The 12,074-nt window shown below is 74.6% G+C and carries 7 protein-coding genes and 4 pseudogenes; all 11 read left to right on the top strand.

Going from position 1 to position 12,074, the window contains the following annotated elements; translation table 11 throughout:
* Nucleotides 1-75: 75 nt before the first annotated feature.
* The gene (gene argC, locus REH70_RS13775; RefSeq protein ID WP_310748028.1) at nt 76-1,146 is read left to right on the top strand and encodes an N-acetyl-gamma-glutamyl-phosphate reductase; all 1,071 of its coding nucleotides are present in this window, start codon (nt 76-78) and stop codon (nt 1,144-1,146) included.
* Nucleotides 1,143-2,305: pseudogene (gene argJ / locus REH70_RS13770) on the top strand (bifunctional glutamate N-acetyltransferase/amino-acid acetyltransferase ArgJ). The gene argC and the pseudogene argJ overlap by 4 nt, the downstream one beginning before the upstream one ends.
* Nucleotides 2,302-3,288: an acetylglutamate kinase gene (argB, locus tag REH70_RS13765; protein ID WP_310748025.1), complete on the top strand. Its 987-nt coding sequence runs from the start codon at nt 2,302-2,304 to the stop codon at nt 3,286-3,288. The pseudogene argJ and the gene argB overlap by 4 nt, the downstream one beginning before the upstream one ends.
* Nucleotides 3,285-4,537 (top strand): annotated as a pseudogene (locus REH70_RS13760) (acetylornithine transaminase). Before argB ends, REH70_RS13760 begins: the two are co-directional and overlap by 4 nt.
* Nucleotides 4,534-5,463: pseudogene (argF, locus tag REH70_RS13755) on the top strand (ornithine carbamoyltransferase). Before REH70_RS13760 ends, argF begins: the two co-directional pseudogenes overlap by 4 nt.
* Nucleotides 5,460-6,074: an arginine repressor gene (locus REH70_RS13750; RefSeq protein WP_310748023.1), complete on the top strand. Its 615-nt coding sequence runs from the start codon at nt 5,460-5,462 to the stop codon at nt 6,072-6,074. The pseudogene argF and the gene REH70_RS13750 overlap by 4 nt, the downstream one beginning before the upstream one ends.
* The gene (locus REH70_RS13745) at nt 6,071-7,366 is read left to right on the top strand and encodes an argininosuccinate synthase (RefSeq protein WP_310748020.1); all 1,296 of its coding nucleotides are present in this window, start codon (nt 6,071-6,073) and stop codon (nt 7,364-7,366) included. The genes REH70_RS13750 and REH70_RS13745 overlap by 4 nt, the downstream gene beginning before the upstream one ends.
* A 2-nt stretch (nt 7,367-7,368) precedes the next feature.
* Nucleotides 7,369-8,843: pseudogene (argH, locus tag REH70_RS13740) on the top strand (argininosuccinate lyase).
* A 144-nt stretch (nt 8,844-8,987) separates the two neighbouring features.
* Nucleotides 8,988-9,590, top strand: a complete 603-nt coding sequence (locus REH70_RS13735; RefSeq protein ID WP_310748017.1) for an AAA family ATPase — start codon at nt 8,988-8,990, stop codon at nt 9,588-9,590.
* A gap of 220 nt (nt 9,591-9,810) precedes the next feature.
* Nucleotides 9,811-10,272 (top strand): DNA-3-methyladenine glycosylase, encoded by a 462-nt coding sequence (locus REH70_RS13730; protein ID WP_310748014.1) that lies wholly within the window; start codon nt 9,811-9,813, stop codon nt 10,270-10,272.
* A 61-nt stretch (nt 10,273-10,333) separates the two neighbouring features.
* Nucleotides 10,334-11,608, top strand: a complete 1,275-nt coding sequence (gene tyrS / locus REH70_RS13725) for a tyrosine--tRNA ligase (protein WP_310748011.1) — start codon at nt 10,334-10,336, stop codon at nt 11,606-11,608.
* The last annotated feature ends 466 nt before the right edge of the window (nt 11,609-12,074 follow it).

Below are 12,074 nucleotides of genomic sequence, written 5' to 3'. Positions count from 1 at the left end.
CACGATAGTCGAGGCCGCCGACCGGCCCGGCGCGGCGTATGCATAGATCGAGCATGGCGGTGTATGGTCATGCACATGTCTTTCACCGTCGCCGTCGCAGGTGCCAGCGGCTACGCCGGCGGCGAGGCCCTGCGCCTGCTGCTCGGCCACCCCGAGGCCCGCATCGGCACGCTCACCGCGCACGCCAGCGCCGGCACCACGCTCGGTGAGCACCACCCGCACCTCGTCGAGCTCGCCGACCGCGTGCTCGAGCCGACGACCGCGCAGACGCTCGGCGGGCACGACGTCGTCGTCCTCGGGCTGCCGCACGGCGCGTCGGCCGCGATCGCCGCGGAGCTCGGCGACGACGTCCTCGTCCTGGACCTGGGCGCGGACCACCGCCTGACCGACGCCGCCGCCTGGACCACCTTCTACGGGGGCGAGCACGCCGGGCACTGGCCGTACGGGCTGCCCGAGCTCCTCCACGCGAACGAGGTGCGCCCCCTCGCCCAGCGCGCCGCGCTCGCGGGGGTGCGGCGGATCGCCGTCCCCGGGTGCAACGTCACCGCGGTGACCCTCGGTCTGCAGCCCGGCGTCGCGGCCGGGGTCGTCGAGGCCACCGACCTCGTCGCGGTGCTCGCCAACGGCTACTCCGGCGCCGGCAAGGCGCTCAAGCCGCACCTCCTCGCCGCCGAAGGGCTCGGTGCCGCCCAGCCGTACGGCGTCGGCGGCGTGCACCGGCACATCCCGGAGATCGAGCAGAACCTGCGGGTCGCGGGTGCGGCGTCGGTGTCCATCTCCTTCACGCCGACCCTCGTGCCGATGGCCCGCGGCATCCTCGCCACCGCGACCGCGCGCCTCGCGCCCGGCACCGACGCCGCCGCGGTACGGGCTGCGTGGGAGGCCGCCTACGCCGACGAGCCGTTCGTCCGCCTGCTGCCCGCGACGTCCGCCGGTGCCCTGCGCTGGCCGACGACGGCCGCCACCGCCGGGGCGAACACCGCGCTCGTGCAGGTCGCCGTCGACGAGCGCGCCGGCCGGGTCGTGACCGTCACCGCGATCGACAACCTCGTCAAGGGCACCGCCGGCGGAGCGATCCAGTCCCTCAACCTCGCGCTCGGACTCCCCGAGACGCTCGGGCTCACCACGAACGGAGTCGCGCCGTGACGACAACCCACCCCCGCGGCTTCCGGGCCGCCGGCGTCGCCGCCGGGCTCAAGTCCACCGGCGCGCCCGACGTCGCCCTCGTCGTCAACGACGGCCCGCTCGCCGTCGGTGCCGCCGTGTTCACGACCAACCGCGTGCAGGCCGCCCCGATCCTGTGGTCGCGGCAGGCCGTGTCCGACGGCGTGGCGTCCGCGATCGTCCTCAACTCCGGCGGCGCCAACGCCTGCACCGGGCCCGAGGGCTTCGCCGACACGCACGCCACCGCCGAGCACACCGCGGCGGCGCTCGGGGTGTCCGCGGGCGACGTCCTGGTCTGCTCGACCGGGCTCATCGGCACCCGGCTGCCGATGGACCGCCTGCTCGCCGGCGTCAGCGCCGCCGCGGCCGGGCTCACCGCCGACGGCGGACCGGACGCGGCCACCGCGATCATGACCACCGACTCCGTGCCGAAGACCGTCGTCGTCGAGCGTGACGGCTGGTCGGTCGGCGGCATGGCCAAGGGCGCCGGGATGCTCGCCCCCGGCCTGGCCACGATGCTCAGCGTCCTGACCACCGACGCCGAGTGCACCGCCGAGGACGCCGACGCCGCCCTGCGCGCCGCCACCCGCGTCACCTTCGACCGCATCGACTCCGACGGCTGCATGTCCACCAACGACACCGTGGCGCTGCTCGCGTCCGGGGCGTCCGGCGTGCGGGTCGGCCGCGACGAGCTCACCGCCGCGCTGACCGAGGCGTGCGCGAGCCTGTCCCGCGCGCTGATCGCCGACGCCGAGGGCGCGAGCCACGAGATCGCCGTCACCGTCACCGGCGCGGGTAGCGAGGACGCCGCCGTCGCGGTCGCCCGCTCGGTCACCCGCTCCAACCTGTTCAAGGCCGCCGTCTTCGGCAACGACCCGAACTGGGGCGCGTGCTCGCCGCCGTCGGGACCGTGCCGGTCGAGGTCGCCGCGTACGACGCCGACCGCATCGACGTCACGATCAACGGGGTCACCGTGTGCCGCGCGGGCGGCGTCGGTGACGACCGCGAGGGCGTCGACCTCGCGTCCGCCCGGGAGGTGCACGTGCGCGTCGACCTGCACGCCGGCGACGCCCGGGCGACCGTCTGGACCAACGACCTCACGCACGACTACGTCCACGAGAACAGCGCGTACTCCTCATGACCGACATCGCCCCCGAGCACGACGACTTCGACGTCCGCACCGGACTGTTCGCGCACCAGAAGGCGGAGGTGCTGATCGAGGCCCTGCCGTGGCTGCAGCGCTTCGCCGGTGCGCTCGTCGTGGTCAAGTACGGCGGCAACGCCATGGTCGACGACCGCCTCAAGCGAGCCTTCGCCCAGGACATGGTGTTCCTGCGCCAGGTCGGCCTGCGCCCCGTCGTCGTGCACGGCGGCGGCCCGCAGATCAACGCGATGCTCGACCGGCTCGGCATCGAGTCCGAGTTCCGCGGCGGGCTGCGCGTGACCACGCCCGAGGCGATGGACGTCGTCCGGATGGTGCTCACCGGCCAGGTGTCGCGCGAGCTCGTCGGGCTGCTCAACGCGCACGGCCCGTACGCCGTCGGGCTGTCCGGCGAGGACGGCGGCCTGCTCCAGGCCCGCCGCCGCACCGCCGTCGTCGGCGGCGAGACGGTGGACATCGGGCTCGTGGGCGACGTCGTCGAGGTCAACCCCGGCGCGGTCCTGGACCTGCTCGCCGCGGGGCGCATCCCGGTCGTCTCGACCGTCGCCCCGGACGTCGACGACCCGACCCAGGTGCTCAACGTCAACGCGGACACCGCCGCCGCCGCGCTCGCGGTCGCGCTCGGCGCCCGCAAGCTCATCGTGCTCACCGACGTCGAGGGCCTCTACACCTCGTGGCCCGACCGCGGCTCGCTCGTGCGCCGCATCCGGGCGGCGTCGCTCGCCGAGCTGCTGCCCGGGCTCGACCAGGGCATGCGCCCCAAGATGGAGGCGTGCTGGCGCGCGGTGACCGGCGGCGTCGGCCGCGCGCACGTCATCGACGGCCGCGAGGCGCACTCCGTGCTCGTCGAGGTGTTCACGTCCGAGGGGGTGGGCACGATGGTCCTGCCGGACGACGAGCCCGTCCCGTCCCCGTTCACCGGCGCCATCCCCGTCGTCGTCGACCCGAGAGGCCAGTCATGACCGGCATCCCCTCGAGCCCGTCCGCCGTCGGCTCGAGCGCGCCCACCGACGTCGTCGGCCACGACTCGGTCGCCGCGTGGACCGACCGGTACACCCACGCGCTCATGAACACGTTCGGTCCGCCGCAGCGGGTCCTCGTCCGCGGCGAGGGCGCGTACGTGTGGGACGCCGACGGCGTCCGCTACCTCGACCTGCTCGCCGGCATCGCGGTCAACGCGCTCGGCCACGCCCACCCCACGCTGACCGCGGCGATCTCCGCCCAGCTCGGCACGCTCGGGCACGTCTCGAACTTCTTCGCCACCCCGACCCAGGTCGCGCTCGCCGAGCGCCTCCTCGCGCTGTGCGGCGCGCGGGCGGGATCCCGTGTGTTCTTCACGAACTCCGGCACGGAGGCGACCGAGGCCGTCGTCAAGATGGCCCGCCGCACCGGTCGCCCGCGCATCCTCGCGCTCGAGGGCGCCTTCCACGGCCGCACCATGGGGGCGCTCGCGCTGACCGCCAAGGCCGCCTACCGCGAGCCGTTCGAGCCGCTGCCCGGCGGGGTGGAGTTCCTCCCGTTCGGTGACACCGCCGCGCTCGAGGCCGCGATGGCCGACGACGTCGCCGCGCTCGTCCTCGAGCCCATCCAGGGCGAGGCGGGCGTCCGGCCGCTCCCGCCGGGGTACCTCGCCCGCGCGCGGGAGCTGACCGAGGCCCACGGGGCTCTGCTCGTGCTCGACGAGGTGCAGACCGGCATGGGTCGCACCGGCGCATGGCTCGCGCACCAGCACCCGCACCTCGGCGGCGGGATCACGCCCGACGTCGTGACCCTGGCCAAGGGGCTCGGCGGCGGGTTCCCGATCGGCGCGGTCGTCGCGCACGGCGAGCGCGCCGCGACCCTGCTCGGTCCCGGCCAGCACGGCACGACGTTCGGCGGCAACCCGGTCGCGGCCGCCGCCGCGCTCACCACGATCGGCGTGATCGAGCGCGACGGGCTCCTCGCCCAGGTCACCGCGGTGGGCCAGGCGTTGCGGTCCGGCATCGCCGCGGCCGGGCACCCGCTCGTGACCGGCGTCCGCGGCGAGGGGCTCCTCATCGCCATCACACTGAGCGAGGCCGCCGCCCCGGCGCTGGCCGCCCGGGCGCTCGCGGCCGGGTTCATCGTCAACCCGGTCGCCCCGGACGCGATCCGGCTCGCACCCCGCTCATCCTCACCGCCGAGCAGGCCGGCGACTTCGTCGACTTCCTCGCCCGGGACGGTGCCGCATGACCCGCCACCTGCTGCGCGACGACGACCTGTCGCCGGCCGAGCAGCGCGCCGTCCTCGAGCTCGGGCTCGCCTTCCGCCAGGACCGGTTCGTCCGGACGCCGCTCACCGGCCCGCGCGCCGTCGCCGTCATCTTCGACAAGCCGTCCACCCGCACCCGGGTGTCGTTCCAGACCGGGATCGCCGAGATGGGGGTACCCGCTCGTGCTGGACGGCTCGACGTCCCAGCTCGGCCGGGGCGAGTCCGTCGAGGACACCACCCGGGTGCTGGACCGGCAGGTCGCCGCGATCGTGTGGCGGACGTTCGGCCAGGACCGCCTCGAGACCATGGCGGCGGTCTCCGCCGTCCCGGTCGTCAACGCGCTCACCGACGCGTTCCACCCGTGCCAGATCCTCGCCGACCTGCTGACCGTCGCCCAGCTGCGCGGCGGCGTGGGGACGCTGACCGGGCTGACCCTCTCCTACGTCGGCGACGGTTCCAACAACATGGCGGCGTCGTACCTGCTCGGCGGGGCGACCGCCGGGATGCACGTCCGGATCGGGACGCCCGCGGGCTGGGCCCTGACCCCGCCGTCGTCGACGACGCCGCCCGCATCGCGGCGACCACCGGCGGCTCCGTGCTCGTGACGCACGACGCCGCCGAGGCCGCTGCGGGCGCCGACGTCCTGGCCACCGACACCTGGGTGTCGATGGGCCAGGAGGACCAGGCCGCCGACCGGGAGGCACCGTTCGTGCCGTTCCGGGTCGACGCCGCCCTGCTGGCGGCGGCCGCCCCGGACGCGATCGTGCTGCACTGCCTGCCCGCGTACCGCGGCAAGGAGATCACCGCCGAGGTGCTCGACGGCCCGCAGTCGGCGGTGTGGGACGAGGCCGAGAACCGGCTGCACGCGCAGAAGGCGCTGCTGGCCTGGCTGCTGGACCAGCCGTGACGGCCGGCCCCGACACGGCCCGGCTGCCCGCGACCAAAGCGGCCCGGCACGCCCTCATCACCACGCTGCTCGCGCGCCAGCCGGTGCACTCCCAGACCGAGCTCGCCGGGCAGCTCGCCGAGGTCGGCGTCTCGGTCACCCAGGCCACGCTGTCCCGTGACCTCGTCGAGCTGCGCGCGGTGAAGATCCGCACGCCCGGCGGCGCGCTCGCCTACGCCGTCCCCGCCGAGGGCGGCGACCGCAGCCCGCAGCCGGCTGCGGACACCGAGTACCTCGCGGCCCGGCTCGCCCGCCTGTGCGCGGAGCTGCTGGTCACCGCGGACGCGTCCGGCAACCTCGTCGTGCTGCGCACGCCCGCGGGGGCGGCGCAGTTCCTCGCCTCGGCCATCGACCACTCCGTGCTGCCCGGCGTCATGGGCACGATCGCCGGTGACGACACCGTGCTCGTCATCGCCCGCGACGGCGTCGACGGCGGCCCGGGCGGCCACGCGCTCGCCGAGCGCTTCCTCGACCTCGCCTCCCCGGGAAGCCCCGATGCCGCCGGCACCGAGCCGGTCACCGGCGCGAGCCCCACCACCCTCTCCACCCCTGACGAAAGAGAACTGTCATGACTGAACGCGTCGTCCTCGCCTACTCCGGCGGACTGGACACCTCTGTCGGTATCGGCTGGATCGCGGAGGCGACCGGCGCCGAGGTCATCGCCGTGGCGGTCGACGTCGGCCAGGGCGGCGAGGACCTCGAGGTCATCCGCCGTCGCGCGCTCGACTGCGGGGCCGTCGAGGCCTACGTCGCCGACGCCAAGGACGAGTTCGCGGACGAGTACTGCATGCCCGCGCTCAAGGCGAACGCCCTCTACCTCGACCGCTACCCGCTGGTGTCCGCGCTGTCGCGCCCGGTGATCGTCAAGCACCTCGTGCGCGCCGCGCGCCAGTTCGGGGCGACCACCGTCGCGCACGGCTGCACCGGCAAGGGCAACGACCAGGTCCGCTTCGAGGTCGGCATCACCTCGCTCGCGCCCGACCTCAAGTGCCTCGCCCCGGTCCGGGACCTCGCGCTGACCCGCGACAAGGCGATCGAGTACGCCAACAAGCACGCGCTGCCGATCGAGACGACCAAGCACAACCCGTTCTCCATCGACCAGAACGTGTGGGGCCGCGCGGTCGAGACCGGCTTCCTCGAGGACATCTGGAACGCGCCGACCAAGGACGTCTACAGCTACACCGACGACCCCACGTTCCCGCCGGTCGCCGACGAGGTCATCATCCGCTTCGACCGCGGCGTCCCGGTCGCGATCGACGGCGTCCCGGTGACCCCGCTGCAGGCGATCCAGGAGATGAACCGCCGCGCCGGCGCCCAGGGCGTCGGCCGGATCGACATCGTCGAGGACCGCCTCGTGGGCATCAAGTCCCGCGAGGTGTACGAGGCCCCCGGTGCGATCGCGCTCATCGCCGCGCACCAGGAGCTCGAGAACGTCACCGTCGAGCGCGAGCAGGCCCGCTTCAAGCGCGGCGTCGACCAGCGGTGGGCCGAGCTCGTCTACGACGGCATGTGGTTCTCCCCGCTCAAGCGCTCGCTCGACGTCTTCGTCGACGACACCCAGCAGTACGTGACCGGTGACGTCCGGATGGTCCTGCACGGCGGTCGGGCGACGGTCACCGGCCGCCGCAGCGGCGCGAGCCTGTACGACTTCAACCTCGCCACGTACGACACCGGCGACACCTTCGACCAGTCCAACGCGAAGGGCTTCATCGAGATCTACGGCCTGACCGCCAAGCTCGCCGCCGCGCGCGACGTCCGCTTCGGCAACGGCGTGGACCTCAGCCCGGTCGCCGGGTCGTCGAGCTCCGGTGCGCTGTCCGGCGGCTCGGCCGAGGCGTCGTCGTCCGGCACGGTCGGGGCCTGAGGATGACGGGGCCGACGACGCCGCCCGTGCCGCCCGTCCCGCCCGCGCCCGGCGGGGCGGGCGGGGTCGGCGGGGAGCGCGTGAGCCTGTGGGGCGGCCGGTTCGCCGGGGGCCGTCCGACGCGCTCGCCGCGCTGTCGCTCAGCACGCACTTCGACTGGCGGCTCGCCGGCCACGACATCGCCGGGTCGGTCGCGCACGCCCACGTGCTCCACGGGGCCGGGCTGCTGACCGACGCCGAGCGTGACGGCATGGTCGCGGCGCTGGGCCGCCTGCTCGACGACGTGCGCAGCGGCGCGTTCACGCCGGTCGTCGCCGACGAGGACGTGCACACCGCGCTCGAGCGCGGGCTGATCGAGCGCGCCGGCCCGGAGCTGGGCGGCAAGCTGCGCGCCGGCCGCTCGCGCAACGACCAGATCGCCACGCTCGTGCGGATGTACCTGCGCGAGCAGGCGCGGACGATCTCGGGGCTGCTGCTCGACGTCGTCGACGCGCTCGTCGGGCAGGCGCGCGGGGTGGGGGAGGCGGCGATGCCCGGGCGCACGCACCTGCAGCACGCCCAGCCCGTCCTGCTCGCGCACCACCTCCTCGCCCACGCGTGGCCGATGCTGCGTGACGTCGAGCGGTGGGTCGACTGGGACGCCCGGGCCGCGCGGTCCCCGTACGGGTCCGGGGCGCTCGCGGGCTCCTCGCTCGGGCTCGACCCGGCCGCGGTGGCCGCCGAGCTCGGCTTCGACGGCCCGGTGGAGAACTCGATCGACGGGACCGCCTCGCGCGACGTCGTCGCGGAGTTCGCCTTCGTCGCGGCGATGACCGGCGTGGACCTGTCGCGGATCGCGGAGGAGGTCATCCTCTGGGCGACCAAGGAGTTCGGGTTCGTCCGGCTGGACGACGCCTACTCGACCGGGTCGAGCATCATGCCGCAGAAGAAGAACCCCGACGTCGCCGAGCTCGCCCGCGGCAAGGCCGGCCGGCTCGTGGGGGACCTCACGGGACTGCTGACCACGCTCAAGGGGCTCCCGCTCGCGTACAACCGCGACCTGCAGGAGGACAAGGAGCCGGTGTTCGACCAAGTCGACACCCTCACCGTCCTGCTGCCGGCCTTCGCCGGGATGATCGCCACGATGCGGTTCGACACCGGCCGGATGGCCGAGCTCGCCCCCCAGGGGTTCTCGCTCGCGACCGACATCGCCGAGTGGCTCGTCCGCGAGGGCGTCCCGTTCCGCGTCGCGCACGAGCTCGCCGGGGTGTGCGTGCGCGAGTGCGAGGACCGCGGGATCGAGCTGTGGGACCTGTCCGACGACGACCTCGCCCGGATCTCCCCGCACCTGACGCCCAGGGTCCGTGAGGTCCTCACGGTCGAGGGGTCGCTCGCGTCGCGGTCCGCGCACGGCGGCACAGCACCGGTGCGCGTGCGCGAGCAGCTCGAGCGTGCCGCCGAGCGCGCCGCGGCTCTGCGCGCCTGGGCGGCCGCCTGACGTGCGGCTCCTCCACCCCCGCCCCACCCACCCCCGCGCCACCCACCCCCGCGCCGCCCACGCTCACCCCCTGCCGAGTGCGACCTTCTGCACCTTTCGAGAGGCACCAAGGGTGCGAAACGTCGCACTCGGCGGGGGGCCGGCGTGAGCGGCGCGGACGTCGCCGATCCCCGGACGGGCGGGGCGGGGGCCGACGGCGCCGTGGCGGGGATCGCCGCCCGGGTGCGGGCGGCGGAGCCGCGGCTCGGGTCGACCCGGCTCGTCGTCGTCGACGGACCGGCGGGGTCCGGCAAGACGACCCTCGCCGGTCGGCTCGGTGAGGCGCTCGGCGCCCCGGTGCTGCACGCCGACGACCTGCTCGCCGGCTGGGGCGACCTGGAGGGCTGGTGGGACCGCCTCGACGCGAACGTCCTGCGCCCGCTCGGCGAGGGACGCCCCGGCCGGTACCGCCGGTACGACTGGCTCGCCGGTGCGTTCGGCGAGGCCTGCGACGTCCCGGTCACGGACGTCCTCGTCGTGGAGGGGTGCGGCTCCGCCCGCCGCGCCGCCGACGACGTCGCCGCCGTGCGCGTGTGGGTCGAGGCCCCGGACGACCTGCGCCTCGCCCGCGGCCTCGAGCGGGACGGCGAGGAGCTACGACCGCAGTGGCTCGCGTGGATGGACGCCGAGGCGCGGCACTACGCGGTCGAGCGCACGCGGGAGCGGGCCGACGTCGTCGTCGACGGCACCCGGCCGTGGGCGCAGTGACCGACGACGCCGGACGCGCCCCGGTACCGGGTCGCGTCCCGCCGCGGGACTGGTACGCGCGCGACGCGCAGGACGTCGCCGTCGACCTCCTCGAGGCGCACGTCACGACCCGCCGCCCCGACGGCGAGGTGACCGTCCGGCTCACCGAGGTCGAGGTGTACCGGGGCAGGCCGACCCGGCGTCCCACGCCTACCGGGGCCCGACCGCGCGCAACGCCGCGATGTTCGGTGAGCCCGGGCGCCTGTACGTGTACCGGCACCTGGGCCTGCACCACTGCGTCAACGTGGTCACGTCGCCGGACGGCACCGCCTCGGCCGTGCTGCTGCGTGGCGGAGAGGTGGTCGCGGGCGCCGACGTCGCGCGGGAGCGCCGCCGCGCCGCGGGCGTCACCCGCACGGACGTCGACCTCGCCCGCGGGCCCGCGCGGCTCGCCGTCGCGCTCGGGCTCGACCTGACCGCGTACGGCGCCGACCTCACCGACCCCGCCGGTGACGTCGTCGTCGCGGTGCGCGCCCCCGACGCCGCGCCTCGTGCGCACGTGACCGGACCCCGCGTGGGGGTGTCCGGTGAGGGCGCCGACCCCGCGCGCTACCCGTGGCGACTGTGGCTGCCCGACGAGCCGACCGTGTCGGTGTACCGCGCCGCCGCGCCCCGCCGTCGCCGGACGCCGCAAACGCCGTGACACGGGCGGGGTCGGGCACGGCAGACTGTGGGCCGACCTGACGCAGAAGGAGAGCACCGACGTGACCGACATCCTCGACGAGCTGCAGTGGCGTGGGCTGGTCGCCCAGACCACCGACGAGGCCGCGCTGCGCTCCGCACTCGCGGCCGGGCCCGTCGCGCTCTACTGCGGCTTCGACCCCACCGCCCCCAGCCTGCACATCGGCAACCTCGTGCAGATCCTCACGATCCGCCGGCTCCAGCTCGCCGGGCACCGGCCGTTCGCTCTGGTCGGCGGCGCGACCGGCCTCATCGGTGATCCGAAGATGGCGGGGGAGCGCACGCTCAACGCACCCGAGGTGGTGGCCGGCTGGGTCGAGCGGATCCGCGCGCAGATCGAACCCCTGCTCGACTTCGAGGGACCTGCGGCCGCCCAGATGGTCAACAACCTCGACTGGACCGCACCGATGTCGGCGATCGACCTCCTGCGCGACATCGGCAAGCACTACCGGCTCGGCACGATGCTCGCCAAGGACACCGTGGCCCGGCGGCTGAACAGCGACCAGGGCATCTCGTTCACCGAGTTCAGCTACCAGCTGCTGCAGGGGATGGACTACCTCGAGCTGCACCGCCGCCACGGCATCACGCTGCAGACCGGCGGGAACGACCAGTGGGGGAACCTGCTGTCCGGCGTCGAGCTCATCCGCAAGGTGGAGGGCACCGCCGTGCACGCGCTGACCACGCCGCTGATCACCAAGGCCGACGGCACCAAGTTCGGCAAGACCGAGTCCGGCACGGTGTGGCTCGACGCCGAGCTGACCAGCCCGTACGCCTTCTACCAGTTCTGGCTCAACGCCGACGACGCCGACATCGTGCGCTACCTCAAGGTCTTCACCTTCCGCAGCCGCGAGGAGATCGAGGCGCTCGCGGTCGCCGTCGCGGAGCGGCCCGCGGCACGCGAGGCGCAGCGCGCGCTGGCGCACGACGTGACGACGCTCGTGCACGGGTCGGCCGCCGCCGACGGCGTCGTGGCCGCGAGCCAGGCGCTGTTCGGTCGGGGCGACCTGCGCGCGCTTGACCGTCCGACGACCGCGGCTGCGGTCGCGGAGCTACCCAGCACGACCGGACGGCCGGGCGACCCCCTGGTCGACCTCCTCGCCGCGTCGGGCGTGGTCGCGAGCAAGGCCGCCGCGCGTCGCGCGATCGCGGAGGGCGGTGCGTCGGTGAACAACGTCAAGGTGCCCGACGACGCCGCCGTCCTCACCGAGTCGGACCTGCTGCACGGGCGGTGGGCTCTGCTGCGTCGCGGCAAGCGGACGCTGGCCGTGGTCGACGCGGGTGACGGGATGCCGGCGTAGCCGCACGGCGGATGCCGGCATCCGCCGTATAACGCCGGTCCGACGCGCCCGGAGGAGCATCCGTGCAGGTCAGGCGCGGTGACGGGGGTCACGGGACCGCGGCTTTGACGCTGACGCGACACCGTGCGTAATGTTTCGCCTCGTCGCCCGGCAGGGAGGAACGGACACCGTGGCTCTTCGGAGCAGCGTGGTGGCTGGTCCCGGGGCGGCTCCCCGGAGCGGTGCTCAGCTCGTAGCCTGATGGCTGCGGGTCTGTGGTGGTGGTCCGGGAGATCTGAGCGGGTTCGGGTGGTTGACGGGTCTGGTTGGGTCGGGTAAGTTTGAGCGGTTGCCTCTTGGCAGGGTCGGAAGGCTCTGCGGGATGCGCGTCCGGTCCTTGAGAACTCAACAGTGTGCCAAGTAGTCGATGCCATTGGGGTCTGCTGCGTGTGTCTTCGTGTCTGCCGTTGTGGTGGGTGTGGGGGTG

The organism is Cellulomonas sp. ATA003 (assembly GCF_031582905.1).
Lineage (GTDB): Bacteria > Actinomycetota > Actinomycetes > Actinomycetales > Cellulomonadaceae > Pengzhenrongella.
Note: the sequence above shows the minus strand (reverse complement) of the source record. Positions and strands in the feature narration are given on the sequence as shown.